13 protein-coding genes are annotated in these 14,995 nt (G+C 62.1%); 4 read left to right on the top strand and 9 right to left on the bottom strand.

Features of this window, described 5'->3' with window-relative positions:
• Window positions 1–8: 8 nt before the first annotated feature.
• Together ASE26_RS02040 and ASE26_RS02035 are read right to left on the bottom strand one after the other, a co-directional pair.
• Window positions 9–2,024 carry an ATP-dependent DNA helicase gene (locus tag ASE26_RS02040; protein WP_055931519.1) on the bottom strand — a complete coding sequence of 672 codons (2,016 nt, stop codon included), beginning with the start codon at window positions 2,022–2,024 and terminating at the stop codon, window positions 9–11.
• A gap of 26 nt (window positions 2,025–2,050) precedes the next feature.
• Entirely contained in the window at window positions 2,051–2,251 is a 201-nt protein-coding gene (locus ASE26_RS02035; RefSeq protein WP_055931517.1) for a YdcH family protein, read from the bottom strand.
• Between the two features lie 135 nt (window positions 2,252–2,386).
• Between ASE26_RS02035 and ASE26_RS02030 the strand changes: the two genes are divergently transcribed.
• The gene (locus ASE26_RS02030; RefSeq protein WP_055931514.1) at window positions 2,387–3,193 is read left to right on the top strand and encodes a PP2C family serine/threonine-protein phosphatase; all 807 of its coding nucleotides are present in this window, start codon (window positions 2,387–2,389) and stop codon (window positions 3,191–3,193) included.
• On the opposite strand, the gene ASE26_RS02025 is transcribed toward ASE26_RS02030, so the two are convergent.
• The 7 genes from ASE26_RS02025 to ASE26_RS01995 all read right to left on the bottom strand — a co-directional run bounded on the left by ASE26_RS02025 (window position 3,190) and on the right by ASE26_RS01995 (window position 12,245).
• The gene (locus ASE26_RS02025; protein WP_055931511.1) at window positions 3,190–3,906 is read right to left on the bottom strand and encodes a hypothetical protein; all 717 of its coding nucleotides are present in this window, start codon (window positions 3,904–3,906) and stop codon (window positions 3,190–3,192) included. The two genes, ASE26_RS02030 and ASE26_RS02025, sit on opposite strands and share 4 nt — an antisense overlap.
• Before the next feature lie 13 nt (window positions 3,907–3,919).
• On the bottom strand, window positions 3,920–5,017 hold the full coding sequence (gene zapE / locus ASE26_RS02020) for a cell division protein ZapE (RefSeq protein ID WP_055931508.1): 1,098 nt from the start codon (window positions 5,015–5,017) through the stop codon (window positions 3,920–3,922).
• A gap of 75 nt (window positions 5,018–5,092) precedes the next feature.
• Window positions 5,093–6,526: a dihydrolipoyl dehydrogenase gene (lpdA, locus tag ASE26_RS02015; RefSeq protein ID WP_055931504.1), complete on the bottom strand. Its 1,434-nt coding sequence runs from the start codon at window positions 6,524–6,526 to the stop codon at window positions 5,093–5,095.
• Window positions 6,527–6,538: 12 nt separating this feature from the next.
• On the bottom strand, window positions 6,539–6,868 hold the full coding sequence (locus tag ASE26_RS02010; RefSeq protein WP_055931501.1) for a PspC domain-containing protein: 330 nt from the start codon (window positions 6,866–6,868) through the stop codon (window positions 6,539–6,541).
• A gap of 132 nt (window positions 6,869–7,000) precedes the next feature.
• Window positions 7,001–8,239, bottom strand: coding sequence for a 2-oxoglutarate dehydrogenase complex dihydrolipoyllysine-residue succinyltransferase (odhB, locus tag ASE26_RS02005; RefSeq protein WP_055931498.1), 1,239 nt, complete (start codon window positions 8,237–8,239; stop codon window positions 7,001–7,003).
• A 76-nt stretch (window positions 8,240–8,315) separates the two neighbouring features.
• Window positions 8,316–11,171, bottom strand: a complete 2,856-nt coding sequence (locus ASE26_RS02000) for a 2-oxoglutarate dehydrogenase E1 component (RefSeq protein WP_055931494.1) — start codon at window positions 11,169–11,171, stop codon at window positions 8,316–8,318.
• Window positions 11,172–11,345: 174 nt separating this feature from the next.
• Entirely contained in the window at window positions 11,346–12,245 is a 900-nt protein-coding gene (locus ASE26_RS01995; protein WP_055931491.1) for a LysR family transcriptional regulator, read from the bottom strand.
• Window positions 12,246–12,345: 100 nt separating this feature from the next.
• Between ASE26_RS01995 and ASE26_RS01990 the strand changes: the two genes are divergently transcribed.
• The 3 genes from ASE26_RS01990 to ASE26_RS01980 all read left to right on the top strand — a co-directional run bounded on the left by ASE26_RS01990 (window position 12,346) and on the right by ASE26_RS01980 (window position 14,995).
• The gene (locus ASE26_RS01990; protein ID WP_055931488.1) at window positions 12,346–13,194 is read left to right on the top strand and encodes an MBL fold metallo-hydrolase; all 849 of its coding nucleotides are present in this window, start codon (window positions 12,346–12,348) and stop codon (window positions 13,192–13,194) included.
• Window positions 13,195–13,305: 111 nt separating this feature from the next.
• Window positions 13,306–13,677 carry a BlaI/MecI/CopY family transcriptional regulator gene (locus ASE26_RS01985; protein ID WP_055931485.1) on the top strand — a complete coding sequence of 124 codons (372 nt, stop codon included), beginning with the start codon at window positions 13,306–13,308 and terminating at the stop codon, window positions 13,675–13,677.
• 46 nt (window positions 13,678–13,723) lie between these two features.
• Entirely contained in the window at window positions 13,724–14,995 is a 1,272-nt protein-coding gene (locus ASE26_RS01980) for a leucine-rich repeat-containing protein kinase family protein (RefSeq protein WP_057245499.1), read from the top strand.

The raw sequence follows: 14,995 nt of genomic DNA, 5'->3' as shown, positions 1-14,995 counted from the left end.
CTCCGCGATTAATGACCCTTGAAAAATTCTATGACATCCGCCGCTTCGCGCGTGCGCTTGAACGGCGGCAGGCTTTGCCAGATGCGGCGGCCGTAAGGCTTGGAGATCACGCGCGGGTCGCACAGCATCAGCACGCCGCGGTCGCCTTCGTCGCGAATCAAACGGCCGGCGCCCTGCTTCAGGTTGATGATCGCTTCCGGCAGCGTATGACCCATGAAGCCGTTCAGGCCCTGGCGCTCCATCACTTCGATACGAGCGGCCAGCACCGGGTCGTCAGGCGGAGCAAAAGGCAGCTTGTCGATGATCACCAGCGAGAGCGCTTCGCCGCGCACGTCCACGCCTTCCCAGAAGCTCTGGGAACCAATCAGCACGCCGTTGCCGGCCTTGCGGAACTGGTCGAGCAGCTCGGTACGGCCACGGTCGCCCTGCACGAACAGCGGGAACTTCAGGCCGCGCTTGTCGAATTCATCGCGCAATCGCTCGGCCGCGCGCTTGACCGCGCGCAGCGTGGTGCACAGCAGGAAGGTGCGGCCGCCGGCCGCTTCGATGATGGGCAGCGCCGCATCCAGCACGGCGTCGGTGTAGCCCATCGAATTCGGGTCCGGCAGGCCCTGCGGCACGTACAGGAAGCCCTGCTCTTCGTAATTGAACGGGCTGGGCCAGTTGCGCGCGACTTCGTTCTCCAGCCCCAGTTGCTGGGCGAAGTGGGTGAAATCGTTTTTCACCGCCAGCGTGGCGGAAGTGAAGATCCAGCTGCGCGGCACGCCTTCGCGCTGGCCGTTGAAGATCGGCGCAATCGACAGCGGCGTCTTATGCAGCTGCAGCGAGCTTTGGAAGGCTTCCACCCAGAACACCGCTTCTTCGCCGGCAGCCACCTTGGCCTTCGGGTCGAACTTCCAGGCTTCCAGCTTGGCCGACAGCTCGCTGCCGCGCACACGGCATTGTTCGATGGTCTCGGCGCGCTCAGCGTTCTGCTCCAGCACGGCCACCATATCGATCAGTTCATCCTTCAGCGTCTGCAGCGCGGGGAAGAAATCGCTGGACGGCGCGATCTGCGGCAGCGACATGCGCACGATGTCCTGCGTGAAGGTCAGGCGCAGGTCGCGCGCCGCCTTCTCCACCGGGGTGACGACCTTGGCCCACTCGGCGCCGTCGCGCGCATGGGCCAGGCCCTCGGCCAGCACGTCGCGGCACAGCTCCAGTACGTGCGAAGTCGAAACGCTGTCGCCAAAGAACAAAGTGGCCGTATCGGGCAACTGGTGCGCCTCGTCGAAGATCACGGTATTCGCCGATGGCAGCAGCTCGGCCACGCCGGTGTCCTTCAGCGCCACGTCGGCGAAGAACAGGTGGTGGTTGACCACCACAACGTCGGCCTGCTGCGCCTCGCGGCGCGCCTTCATCACGAAGCAATCCTGGTAATACTGGCACTCCTGCCCCATGCAGTTTTCGCGGGTCGACGTCACCAGGTTCCACACCAGCGCATTTTCCGGCACGCGCGCCAGTTCGGCCTTGTCGCCGGTGCTGGTCATCTTCAGGAAACGCGAAATCTCACGCAGGTAGCCCACGTCCTCGCGCGAGGTCATGCGGCCGTTCTGCAGCGTGCGTTCCAGGTGATAGTGGCACAGGTAGTTGGAGCGCCCCTTCAGCAGCGCGACCGACACCGGCGCCTGCAGCGCCGCACGGATGGTCGGGATATCGCGCAGGAACAGCTGGTCCTGCAAGTTCTTGGTGCCGGTGGAGACGATGGTCTTGCCGCCCCACAGCAGCGCGGGCACCAGGTAGGCGAAGGTCTTGCCGGTGCCGGTGCCGGCTTCGGCGATCAGGGTCTGCTGCTTGGCGATGGCATCGGCGATCGCCTTGGCCATCTCGGTCTGCGATTTGCGTGGACGAAAACCGCCCACCGCCGGGCCCAGGGGGCCGCCGGGTCCAAACAGGCGCTCAATATCGGCGTCATGCGCCCCTGGAGCAAAAACCGGCTCGTTCGGCGCGCCGGGAGCGGCGGTCGGCTGTTGTGGATCTGTCAAGTTAGTAGAAGAATGAGTGGCCCTGCTCAGGCCGGTACGTCGGGCACCAATTGCATTTTCAGCAGGGTGATATAGTCTTTCAATTGCAACTTACGCTTCTTGAGGCGGCGCAATTGAAGTTGATCGTGGTGACCATCCAGGGTCAACATTTCAATGACTGCATCCAGGTCGCGGTGCTCGACATCGAGCTCAACGATGCGACGCTGAATTTCTTCTTTGTTGATCATAAATGGTAAGTCGGCACGATTTCGTTTAACGTTTGCTTACAGTTTCGTACGGACAACAGGCTATACTTGCTACGAAACTGCACACTGTGCATAGTTTAACTCAGGTAGTCATTGGAAAGAAGCTGTCAAGTCCCTATGAGCACGTACAAAATCGAGGCCGGAACCGCGCAACACATCGGTAGCCGGCCCCAACAAAATGACCGTGTCGCGTTGTTTACTGCGCAAAAAGCGCCCGGCTATGTGCTAGCCGTACTGGCTGATGGCATCAGCGGCGGTGCCACTGGTGCGGAACAGGTGCTGCATACGGCTAAACAATTGTTTGAAGAATACCGGGCCGCGGAGTCCGTCCACTTGCCGCGCCTGCAAGAATTACTGCGCGAGATCGCGCACGATGTGCACCAGATCCTGGTGATGGACCCGCGCACGGGTGCCAGCGAACCGCAGTCGAGCATGGTGTTGATGGTGCTGACGCCTGAACGCCAGGCTGTCTGGGCCATCGTCGGCGACTCACGGCTGTATCGTTTTGACAACAAGGAATGCCTGGCCCGCAGCAGCGATGCCGAATACGTCGCCCACCTGATGGCAAAGGAAAACCTGCCGGAAGAAGCGGCGCGCAAGCACCGCCAGGCCAAACTGCTCAACAACGCGCTCGGTAACAAGAACCGGGAGCCGTTCGTCACGTTTGGCGTGCAGGAAGACCTCAAGGCAGGCAATGCATTCCTGCTTTGCTCGGACGGCCTGTGGTCGTATTTTGCGGATGTGGAACTGGCGAGCGCAATCGCCAAGAAATCGCCGCGCGAAGCGGCCGAACTGCTGATCAACAAGGCGCGCGAACGTGCGCAGGGCAAGGGCGACAACTGCTCGATGGCGATCATCAAGCTGGTCGCGCCGCCGAAAGAAGCGGTCAACTACACCGTGCAGAAGCTGCGTAAAGCCGTTTAAGGCTTATTCGCGGCTTCGGCCTTTGCTGCTTTGGCCTTCGCTGCTGCCTCGGCTTTTGCGGCTTCGGCTTTCTGCGCCTCCGCAGCATGGCGCTTCTTCTCTTCCTTCTCGGCCAGCTTGGCCTTGACTTGCGCCTGCCGCTTTTCCGATTCCACCTTCTTGCGCTCGAATGCCTCGGCTTTGGCCGCGCGTTCCGGTGCGGCCGAGGCTTCCTGCGCGGCGCGGGCGCGTTCGCGGGCATCGTGTTCCGCCTGGCGCTGCTGCACCGACACGGCAGCCGGTTTCCGCGCAGCCTTCAGTTCAGGATTGGGCTTTGGCGGCTTTGGATGGGCGGCATTATAGGCCGCTTCGGCAGCATCCTTCTGGTTGCGCTCTTCCAGTTCGCGATCGCGCACTTCCACCGCACTGCGGCGCTTGAAGTAGCTCGCTTCCACTTCCACCGAGCGTAATTCGGCCAGGCGCAGGCGGCGCTGTTCCTTCGCCTTGTCGATACAATTGTTGACGAAGAACTTCTCGTAGCAAAGCTGTTCGCTGGCGCTGAACTCCGCCTCGACCGCTTCGCGGTCCTTCCTCACCTGCACCAGGCGCGCGTCAGCCTGTTCGACCGAATGGGTTTCCGGAATGCGCGGGGCGCCAGTCAGCGCCGGACGGCCGATGTCCTGCGCCAGCACAGCGCTTGGCAGCAACATGGCCAGCCAGATCCAGTTCTTCAAATCTTTCTCCTTGTCAGGACAGCTTTTCGGCAGCGCCGCGCTGTTCCTTTTCCATATATTCGCGCGATTGCATCTCGACGATGCGCGACACGGTGCGGTGGAATTCGTTGGACAGCACACCGGAGGTGTACAGCTCTTCCGGCTCCACCTCGGCCGACATGATCAGCTTGACCTTCTGGTCATAGAACACGTCGATCAACCAGGTAAAGCGGCGCGCTTCGGACGATTGTCCGGCCGACATCATCGGAATACCGGACAATATCACGGTATGGAAGCGGCTGGCGATTTCCAGGTAGTCATTCTGCGAGCGCGGGCCGCCGCACAGTGTGGCGAAGTCAAACCAGATGATGGTGCCGGCGCGGCGCAGGGCTTTCAGCTCGCGGCCCTCGACATGGATGCGCGGGTCTTCATCCGAGGTTTCGGCGACGCGCGCGAAAGCCTCGCGCAACTGGTGGTCGGTATTGGCGTTGAGCGGTGTGTAGTAGGCATCCACCTGCTCCAGCGCGCGGCCGCGGTAGTCGACGCCGGCGTCCACGTTCAGCACGTCCATCTTTTCCTTCAGCAGGGCGATGGTAGGCAGGATGCGGTCGCGGTGCAGGCCGTCCGGGTACAGGGTGGACGGCTCGTAATTCGAAGTCATGATGAAGGATACGCCGTTGTCGTACAGCGCCTTCATCAGGTTGTACAGGATCATGGCGTCGGCCACGTCCGATACGTGGAATTCATCGAAGCAGATCAGGCGGTACTTCTTGGCGATCCGTTTTGCTACTTCATCCAGCGGGTCTTCCACGCCGCGCAGCTCGTCGAGCTGCATGTGGACGTCGCGCATGAATTCGTGGAAGTGCAGGCGCGTCTTGCGCACCAGCGGGATCACCGAATAGAACGAATCCATCAGGAAGGATTTGCCGCGCCCCACCCCGCCCCACATGTACACGCCGCGCGGCGGCGTCGGACGGTTGATCAGGCGTTTGAAGGAATTCGAGCGCTGCGATTTGTACTCGACCCACGCGTCGTAGCACTGCTGCAGGCGGTCGACGGCGCGCTGTTGGGCGGCGTCGGCTTTGAAGTCGCGCTGCGTGAGCGCATGCTGGTAAAACTCTTGGACGTTCATTGAGAACCATGGGGTCAGGCAGCCGACATGAAACACGCTGCGCGTGCCTCATGTCGGAGCCAGACCCCGGCCTTATCAGAAGTTCAGCGTACGCTTGTCAACAGCGAGCGCTGCTTCCTTGGTCGCTTCGGACAGCGATGGGTGTGCATGGCAGATGCGCGCGATGTCTTCGGCAGAAGCCTTGAACTCCATCGCCACCACCGCTTCGGAGATCAGCTCGGAAGCCATCGGGCCAACAATGTGCACGCCCAGGATCTCGTCGGTGCTTGCATCGGCCAGGAACTTCACCATGCCGTTGGTATCGCCCAGCGCACGTGCGCGGCCGTTTGCCAGGAATGGGAAGGTGCCGGCTTTGTATGCCACGCCTTCAGCCTTCAGCTGCTGCTCGGTCTTGCCCACGGAAGCGATTTCCGGGTGGGTGTAGATGACGGACGGCAGGGTGTTGAAGTTGGTGTGGCCATGCTGGCCGGCGATACGCTCAGCCACGGCAACTGCTTCCTCTTCCGCCTTGTGCGCCAGCATCGGGCCGCGCACCACGTCGCCGATTGCCCAGACGTTCGGCAGGTTGGTCTTGCAGTCTTCATCCACGGTGATCATGCCGCGCTCGTCGACAGCCAGGCCCACTTTGTCGGCGCCCAGGCCGATGGTGTTGGCGGTACGGCCGATCGAGACGATCAGCTTGTCGAACACGGACTTCTGGGCTTCGCCCTTGGCGTCGGTGTATTCAACGGTGACGTTGTTCTTGCCGGCTTCAACCTTGGTGATCTTGCAGGACAGGTTGATCGACAGGCCTTGCTTGGTCAGCAGCTTCAATGCTTCCTTGGCGATCTGCTCGTCGACTGCGCCGAGGAAGGTCGGCAGGCCTTCCAGCACGGTCACTTCCGAACCCAGGCGGCGCCACACGGAGCCCAGTTCCAGGCCGATCACGCCGGCACCGATCACGCCCAGCTTGGCCGGTACGGATTCAATGTTCAGGGCGCCGGTGTTCGACAGGATCAGTTTCTCGTCGAATGGCGCGCCTGGCAGTGCGCGTGGATTGGAGCCGGTAGCAACGATGATCTGCTTGCCGGTGATGGTGTCGGTGGTCTGGCCCGAAATGGCGATCGGGTAGCCTTCCGCGCCAGCGGCGCCGGCGAACGCGCCGCGACCGTGGAAGAAGGTGACCTTGTTCTTCTTGAACAGGAACAGGATGCCGTCGTTGTTTTGCTTCACAACGGTGTTCTTGCGCTTCAGCATCTGGCCGACGTCGAAGGACAGGCCTTCCACGTTGATGCCGTGCTCTTTGAAGCCGTGCGATGCGTGGTCGAAGTGTTCCGACGATTGCAGCAGCGCTTTCGATGGGATGCAGCCTACGTTGGTGCAGGTGCCGCCTGGGGCTGGCTTGCCGGCGTCGTTGCTCCATTCGTCGATACAGGCTACGGAGAAGCCCAGTTGCGCCGCGCGGATGGCGGCGATGTAACCGCCAGGACCGGCGCCGATAACTACTACGTCAAATTGTTTGTTGCTCATGTCTATTCCCAATCATTGGTCGTCCGTGGGGACGAAAATCCACATAAGGATGTAAATCAGGCCGCCGAAGCCGAGGCATGATGCGACCAGAACGAAGATCAGGCGCCAGATCCAGGACTCGATGCCGGATTGCCTGGCGATGCCGCCGCACACGCCGCCCAGCCAGCGGTCGGTGGTGGAGCGGCGCAGCCTGCCGACTTCGGCGACGAAATCGTCGCCTGCCTGCTGGCTGCTGCCGCCGGCTTGCAGCATCTTTTCCTTGGCACGGGCGAATTCTTCATCGCTCAGGGCACCAGCCTGGTGCAGTTCGTGCAGGCGCTTCAGTTCTTCGGAGACGCTCATGTGACCCCCTTCGATTTTTTAAACCGGTAACCCGGTGTCCGACCCACAGGGTCAGACACCTATCAGGCGGCGGTCGCTGACTTGCAGGCCAAGTGCCTGACCCTGCGGGTCAGGCACTGACTTACCGGTTTATTACAGGTCCAGCAGCAGGCGTGCTGGATCTTCCAGGGCTTCCTTCATTGCGACCAGGCCCAGGACAGCTTCGCGGCCGTCGATGATACGGTGGTCGTAGGACATCGCCAGGTAGTTCATTGGGCGAATCACGATCTGGCCGTCAACGACAACAGCGCGGTCCTTGGTGGCGTGCACGCCCAGGATTGCGGATTGTGGTGGGTTGATGATCGGGGTCGACAGCATGGAGCCGAAGGTGCCGCCGTTCGAGATGGAGAAGGTACCGCCGGTCAGGTCTTCCAGGGTCAGCTTGCCTTCCTTGGCTTTCTGGCCGAATTCGCCGATCTTCTTCTCGATCTCGGCGATGCTCATCTGGTCTGCATTGCGCAGGATAGGCACCACCAGGCCGCGTGGGGAACCCACAGCGATACCGATGTCGAAGTAGCCGTGGTAGACGATGTCGTTGCCGTCAACCGAAGCGTTCAGGATCGGGTACTTCTTCAGCGCGTGCACAGCGGCCTTGACGAAGAAGGACATGAAGCCCAGCTTCACGCCGTGTTCCTTCTCGAACTTGTCCTTGTACTTGTTACGCAGGTCCATGACCGGCTTCATGTCGACTTCATTGAAGGTGGTCAGGATGGCGTTGGTGGACTGGGACTCAACCAGGCGCTCGGCGATACGTGCGCGCAGGCGGCTCATCGGCACGCGCTCTTCCGGACGGTCGCCCAGGTTGGCGGCGGCTGGAGCAGCAACCTTCTGCAGCTGCGCCTTAGGAGCGGCTGGTGCCAGCGGAGCTGGAGCAGCTGGTTTTGGCGCAGCGGCGGCAGCCAGGGCGTCGCCCTTGGTCACGCGGCCGTCTTTGCCGGAACCGGCAACGTCGGAAGCGGCGATGCCGGCTTCGGACAGGATCTTGGCGGCGGCTGGCATGGCAACGCCGGACTTGTCGGCGGACGCGGCTGGGGCGGCGGCAGCTGGTGCAGCGGCAGCGGCTGGAGCCGAAGGAGCGGCGCCTGCGGCGGCGTCGGTATCGATGATGGCGATCACTTCGCCGGCAACCACGGTGGCGCCGTCGGCCTTGATCACCTGCACAACCACGCCTGCGGCCGGTGCCGGCAGTTCCAGGACAACCTTGTCGGTCTCGATGTCGATCATGTTTTCGTCGCGGGCCACTGCCTCGCCGACTTTCTTGTGCCAGGCCAGCAGGGTCGCTTCAGCGACGGATTCCGACAGTTGAGGAACTTTGACTTCGATTTGTGCCATTTGTTTTTTACTCCGAATTTTGTGTATTTTTTGCGCCGCCCGCACCTGGCGGGCGGCTCACCCGCTTGATGCGTGATTACTTGGTCAGGATGAAGCCCTTCAGCTTCGAGAACGCGGTTTCCAGCAGGTCTTTCTGCTGCGCGTAGTGCTTGTCGTAGTAACCCACGGCAGGCGAAGCGGAAGCTGGGCGGCCGGCGTACGCCAGCTTCTGGCCCGATTCCATAGCCTCGAAGATGTTGTGCTGGATCTGGAACCAAGGACCCTGGTTCTGCGGCTCGTCCTGCGCCCACACCACTTCGGTCAGGTTCGGGAACTTCTTCAGTTCAGCAGCGAACGCCTTGTGCGGGAATGGATACAGCTGCTCGATACGCACGATGGCGGTATCGGTCGCGCCGCGGGTCTTGCGGGTGTTCACGATGTCGTAATACACCTTGCCGGAGCAGGCGATCACGCGCTTGACCTTCTTGGCGTCGATCGACTCGTCCACCTCGCCGATCACGGTCTGGAACGCGCCCTTGGCCAGTTGCTCCAGCGGGGAGCCAGCGTCCTTGTTACGCAGCAGCGACTTAGGAGTCAGGATCACCAGCGGCTTGCGGAACTGGCGCACCATCTGGCGGCGCAGCACGTGGAAGATCTGCGATGCGGTGGTCGGCTGCACAACTTGCATATTGTTGTCAGCGCACAGCTGCAGGAAACGCTCTGGGCGGCACGACGAGTGCTCCGGGCCCTGGCCTTCGTAACCGTGCGGCAGCATCATGACCAGGCCGGAAGCACGGCCCCACTTCACTTCGCCGGAGCTGATGAACTGGTCGATTACAACCTGGGCGCCGTTGACGAAGTCGCCGAACTGGGCTTCCCAGATGGTCAGGGTGTTAGGCTCGGCGGTCGAGTAGCCGTATTCGAAGGCCAGCACTGCCTCTTCGGACAGCACGGAGTCGATCACGGTGAACGGCGCCTGGCCTTCGGAGATGTTCTGCAGCGGGATGTAGGTACCGGCATCCCAGCGCTCGCGGTTCTGGTCGTGCAGCACAGCGTGGCGGTGGGTAAAGGTGCCGCGGCCGGCGTCCTGGCCGGTCAGGCGCAGCGCGTAGCCGGAGGAAACCAGCGACGCGAACGCCAGGTGCTCGCCCATGCCCCAGTCCAGGTTCATGTCGCCCTTGCCCATGCTGGCGCGGTCGGCCAGCACTTTTTCCACCAGCGAGTGCACCTTGAAGCTTTCCGGCACGGTGGTGATGGCAGTGGCCAGGCGCTTCAGCTCAGTCATCGGCACGGCGGTATCGGCCGCGTCGGTCCATTTGCGGTTCAGGAACGGCAGCCAGTCGACGGCGTACTTGTTCTTGAAGTTCGAGATCACAGGATCGACGGTGTGCTTGCCAGCGTCCATCGCAGCGCGGTAGGCGGCCACCATGGCGTCGCCGCCGTCGGCCGGGATCACGCCCTGGGTTGCCAGCTTGTCCGCGTACATCTTGCGGGTGCCTGGGTGCTTGGCGATCTTCTTGTACATCAGCGGCTGGGTCAGCGCCGGGGTATCCTGTTCGTTGTGGCCCAGTTTGCGGTAGCAAATGATGTCGACAACGATGTCTTTCTTGAACTGCAGGCGGTAGTCCAGGGCGATCTGGGAAGCCAGTACCACGGCTTCAGGATCGTCGGCGTTCACGTGCAGCACAGGCGCTTCGATCATCTTCACGACGTCGGAGCAGTAAATGGTGGAACGCGCATCGCGCGGATCGGAGGTGGTGAAGCCGATCTGGTTGTTGATCACGATGTGCACGGTGCCGCCGGTGCCGTAGCCGCGGGTCTGCGCCAGGTTCAGGGTTTCCATCACAACGCCCTGGCCGGCGAATGCCGCGTCGCCGTGCACCAGGATCGGCAGCACTTGCGCGCCGTGCGCGTCGCCGCGGCGGTCCATACGGGCCTTGACCGAACCTTCAACCACAGGGTTGACGATTTCCAGGTGGGACGGGTTGAACGCCAGCGACAGGTGGACCGGGCCGCCTGCGGTGGAGATGTCGGACGAGAAGCCTTGGTGGTATTTCACGTCGCCGGCCGGCAGGTCGTCGGCGTGCTTGCCTTCGAACTCTTCGAACAGATCCTTAGGCGCCTTGCCCAGGGTGTTCACCAGCACGTTCAGGCGGCCGCGGTGGGCCATGCCGATCACGATTTCCTGCACGCCTTTTTCACCGGCGCGCTGGATCACTTCGTCCAGGGAAGCGATGAACGTCTCGCCGCCTTCCAGCGAGAAGCGCTTCTGGCCGACGTACTTGGTGTGGAGGTAGCGCTCCAGGCCTTCAGCAGCGGTCAGGCGCTCCAGGATGTGCTTTTTCTTTTCGGCGGTGAATGCCGGGGTCGAACGGATCGATTCCAGGCGCTCCTGCAGCCAGCGCTTTTCGGCCGGATCGGAGATGTACATGTACTCCGCGCCGACGGAGCGGGTGTAGGTGTCCTTCAGCAGGTTGGTCAGGTCGCGCAGGGTCGCGGTCTCCGGGCCGAAGTAGGTGTTGCTGATGTTGAATACGGTGTCCTGGTCGGCGTCGGTGAAGCCATAGAACGACGGTTCCAGTTCAGGAATGCTCGGACGTTCCTGGCGCTGCAGCGGATCCAGGTTGGCCCAGCGAGAGCCCAGGTAGCGGTAGGCTGCGATCAGCTGGGTGGCGGCCACGCGCTTGCGGCCCATTTCGGCGTCGGACGAAGCGACGATGGTACGGATTGGACCCGCTTTCGCGCGTTCGGCGAAGGAGGCGATGACGGACGAATGGACGACGTCTGGCTTGGCGCTGCCGTCAACTGCCGGCACGTTCTGCATGGCGTCGAAGTACTGGCGCCAGTTGTCTGGCACGGAGCCAGGATTTTCAAGATACGCCTCGTACAGTTCTTCTACGTACGGCGCGTTCCCACCAAACAGGTAGGAATTGGACGTCTGTTGTTGCATCATTTCTTTGCTCACCTTTCTTCGCGCTTCGCGAGGAATTAGCGGGTTGTTCAAACCTTCCGCGACACGGCCTGACCGGTTAGCGGATTGCACATCAAGTTGTGGGGAAGGGCTCTGTTGTTTCCAGATTTTCCAAAAACGGTCGCCTAGCATAGCACTGTCGTTGAACTGAAACAACTAAAACTCCGCGCCGCGCCGGGCGAACCAGTCGGCCAGGTAATCCAGCAAGGCCCGCAGCGCAGGCGGCATGTGCTGGCGTGATGTGTAAATGGCATGAATCCCCAAAGCCTGCGGTTGCCAATCCGGCAATACCTGCACCAGCCGGCCCTGCGTCACCAGTGGCTGCACCACGAAGCGCGGCTGCATGGCAATGCCGGCGCCCTGCCCGGCCGCCGCCAGCAAAGCCATCGACTCGTTCGAAGAGAGATTGCCGCCCACCGGCACCTCCTGCGGCGGCTCGCCATCGCGCGCCAGCATCCACACACTCCTGCCGAAATAGCTATACGCCAGGCAGTTATGCCGCGCCAGTTCCTGCGGATCGGACGGCGCGCCATATTCGGCCAGGTAGGCCGGCGCCGCCGCCAGCATCGAGCGGCACTCACCCAGCTTGCGCGCAATCTGGTTCGGCTCCAGCGCATTGGTAATACGGATCGCCAGATCGATGCGCTGTTCGACCAGGTTTACGGCGCGGTTATCGACCTGCAGGTCGACCGTCACCTGCGGATACCGGCGCAAGAATTCCGCCAGCGCATCGGCCAGCGCCGCCTGTGCCAGGAACTGCGCGCAAGCCACCCGCAGCAAGCCGCGCGGCTCCCCGGCTCCCGCATCGCCCGCCGCCGGAATCGCCCCGGCCAGCGCCAGCAGCTCACGGCAACGCGCCAACGTCAGCTCCCCCGCCGCGGTCAGGCCCAGGCGGCGCGTAGTCCGGTGCAGCAAGCGCGCACCCGCCCACTCCTCCATCTCCGCCAGGTAGCGCGTGACCATGGCACGCGACATGTCCAGCGCCTCCGCCGCCCCGGCCAGGCTGCCCCGATCGGCGATAGTGACAAAGACATTAGCGGAAGCGATACGGTCCATATGAGCGATTTATGCAATAAACAGTTTCAATATACGCTATTTTTCGATCATGTCATAAGGCCTACACTGGCGCCATCCAATCACCGAAAGGAATACAGAGATGATCAAGCACACCCTCGCAGCAGCCGCATTCGCAGCAAGCACCGTTGGCGCCTCCGCCGCCCCGCTGACGCTGGAAGTTTTCAACCCGGGCGAAGCCGCCATCTTCCCGGTTGCCTCAGTACTGGTAAAAGGCGAGAAAGACGCCGTGCTGGTGGACGCCCAGTTCTCGCGCGCCGAAGCTGAAAAGCTGGCCGCCCAGATCAAAGCCAGCGGCAAGCGCCTGACCACTATTTATGTCAGCCACGGCGACCCGGATTTCTACTTCGGCCTGGACGTGCTGAAAGCCGCCTTCCCGCAAGCGCGCATCGTGGCACGCGGCACCACCATCGCCGCCATGGAAAAGAAAGCCCAGGCCAAGGTTGCCTACTGGGGCCCGATCCTCGGCGCCAACGCCCCTAAAGGCGTGGTGATGCCGGAACTTCTGCAAGGCGACATCGAACTGGAAGGCCAAAAGCTGCAAGTCAAAGGCCAGGGCGACCGCAGCTATGTATGGATCCCATCGATCAAAGCCGTGGTCGGCGGCGTGGTGCTGTTCAAAGGCCTGCACGTATGGGTTGCCGACACCCAGACAGCGGAATCGCGCGTCCAATGGCTGTCCGTGCTTGACGAAATTTCCGGCCTGAAGCCAACCACCGTCGTCCCCGGCCACTTCGCCCCCGGCTCCGCCCTGACGCCGGACGCCATCAGCTACACCGCCGACTACCTGCGCCGCTTCGAAGCCGCCACCCCAGCCGCCGCAAACAGTGCAGCCCTGGTCGCAGCGATGAAGGCCTCCTACCCGCAAGCCGGCCTTGAAAGCGCCCTGCAACTGAGCGCCAAAGTCGCCAAAGGCGAACTCGCCTGGTAAAAGCACCACAGCCCAGCCCGTGTCACACCATGGGGTCAGCCGTTCGCGAGTGTAGACTTTTATGTCTAGATAATTTATTCTAGATCCATCGATGTTCTTCCTGGATCTATCATGGCCCTGCCGAAACCTACCCCTAGCGAACTGGAAATGCTGCGCCTCTTGTTTGCGCTAGGCCCGGCGACTGCGCGGCAGGTGCATGAGGCAGCGGTGGCAACACGGCCGGATATGCAATACGCCACGGTGCTGCGCCTGCTGCAAGTCATGCATACCAAGGGTCTGCTGAACCGCGATGAAAGCCAGCGCGCCCACGTCTACTCACCTGCCGAGCAGCAGGACTCGATCCAGACCTCGCTATTAAAAGACTTGATCCACAAGGCTTTTGCCGGTTCCGGCAAGGCGCTGGTGATGGCGGCGCTGCGCGGCGGTCACGTGTCAGCCAAAGAGCGCGCGGAAATCCAGAAAATGCTGGACGAGGAAAGTTGAGCGCAACAAGCTATACTGCGCCCACCAAAATTCCCCAAGAGACCAGATGCAAACGCTTCAACAACTGCGCTCCGGTGAACTCGCCGGCGCAGTGCGGCTGCAATTGCGCTGCGCCCTGACTGAATTCCCGCGCGAGATATTCGACCTGGCCGAAACGCTGGAGATCCTGGACCTTACCGGCAACTCCCTGTCCTCCCTGCCGGACGACCTGCCACGCCTGCGCCGCCTGCGCATCATCTTCTGTTCCGAAAACCAGTTCACCGAGCTGCCGGCAGTACTGGGCCGCTGCCCTTCGCTGACGATGATCGGCTTCAAGGCGAACCGGATCACGAGCGTGCCCGCCGCCGCCCTGCCCCCTCGCCTGCGCTGGTTGATCCTGACCGACAACCGCATCGAACAACTGCCCGGTGAAATCGGCAAATGCATCGACATGCAGAAGCTCATGTTGTCAGGTAATCGCCTAAGTGCATTGCCGTCCGCGCTGGCGAACTGCAGCAAGTTGGAACTGCTGCGCATTTCCGCCAACAAGCTCCCCGGACTGCCGGACTGGCTGCCTGCCATGCCGCGCCTTGCCTGGCTGGCTTTTGCCGGCAATCCTTTCAGCGAGGCGGCCATCCCGCCCGCCGCCAGCATTCCTTGGGACGAGCTGCAAATCCAGCACAAGCTGGGCGAAGGTGCGTCCGGCGTGATCCACCAGGCTATACTCAATGGAGAGCCTGTGGCGGTCAAAGTGTATAAGGGCGCCATGACCAGCGATGGCCTGCCGGCACAGGAAATCGCCGCCTGCATCGGAGCCGGCAAGCATCCCAACCTGATTCCCGTTCTTGGAACTATTCCGGACCATCCCGCAAGCCTGCCGGCACTGGTCATGCCGCTGGTCGACCCGGATTTACGCAACCTGGCGGGCCCGCCGAGCTTCGCAAGCTGTACGCGCGACGTCTACGCCGACGACCAGCACTTCACTACGGAAGCCCTGCTTGGCATTGCCCGTAGCATTGCTTCCGCAGCAGCACATTTGCATGAGCGCGGCATCATGCACGGCGACCTGTACGCGCACAATATCCTCAACTGCGGCAAGGGCAATGCAGTGCTGGGAGATTTCGGCGGGGCCTCATGCTTCGCGCCGGGCACCATACGCGCATCCGCGCTAGAGCGGCTGGAAGTAAGGGCCTTCGGCTATTTGCTGGAAGAACTGCTGGAACGCGGCGAAGAAGAATTGCCCCAGGTGCGGGCACTGGCAAATGATTGCCTGCACCCGGCACCTGAAACACGCCCTGCATTTGCCGAAGCTGCAGCAAGGCTGGAGGCAGCGGATTGA

Source organism: Duganella sp. Root198D2 (genome assembly GCF_001428585.1).
GTDB lineage: Bacteria > Pseudomonadota > Gammaproteobacteria > Burkholderiales > Burkholderiaceae_D > Rugamonas.
Note: the sequence above shows the minus strand (reverse complement) of the source record. Positions and strands in the feature narration are given on the sequence as shown.

What these genes read in the sequence shown, in the direction of transcription:
- ASE26_RS02035 (WP_055931517.1), bottom strand. Translation starts at nt 2,251, where the DNA reads ATGATCAACAAAGAAGAAATTCAGCGTCGCATCGTTGAGCTCGATGTC.
- ASE26_RS02030 (WP_055931514.1), top strand. Translation starts at nt 2,387, where the DNA reads ATGAGCACGTACAAAATCGAGGCCGGAACCGCGCAACACATCGGTAGC.
- zapE (WP_055931508.1), bottom strand. Translation starts at nt 5,017, where the DNA reads ATGAACGTCCAAGAGTTTTACCAGCATGCGCTCACGCAGCGCGACTTC.
- lpdA (WP_055931504.1), bottom strand. Translation starts at nt 6,526, where the DNA reads ATGAGCAACAAACAATTTGACGTAGTAGTTATCGGCGCCGGTCCTGGC.
- ASE26_RS02010 (WP_055931501.1), bottom strand. Translation starts at nt 6,868, where the DNA reads ATGAGCGTCTCCGAAGAACTGAAGCGCCTGCACGAACTGCACCAGGCT.
- odhB (WP_055931498.1), bottom strand. Translation starts at nt 8,239, where the DNA reads ATGGCACAAATCGAAGTCAAAGTTCCTCAACTGTCGGAATCCGTCGCT.
- ASE26_RS02000 (WP_055931494.1), bottom strand. Translation starts at nt 11,171, where the DNA reads ATGATGCAACAACAGACGTCCAATTCCTACCTGTTTGGTGGGAACGCG.
- ASE26_RS01995 (WP_055931491.1), bottom strand. Translation starts at nt 12,245, where the DNA reads ATGGACCGTATCGCTTCCGCTAATGTCTTTGTCACTATCGCCGATCGG.
- ASE26_RS01990 (WP_055931488.1), top strand. Translation starts at nt 12,346, where the DNA reads ATGATCAAGCACACCCTCGCAGCAGCCGCATTCGCAGCAAGCACCGTT.
- ASE26_RS01985 (WP_055931485.1), top strand. Translation starts at nt 13,306, where the DNA reads ATGGCCCTGCCGAAACCTACCCCTAGCGAACTGGAAATGCTGCGCCTC.
- ASE26_RS01980 (WP_057245499.1), top strand. Translation starts at nt 13,724, where the DNA reads ATGCAAACGCTTCAACAACTGCGCTCCGGTGAACTCGCCGGCGCAGTG.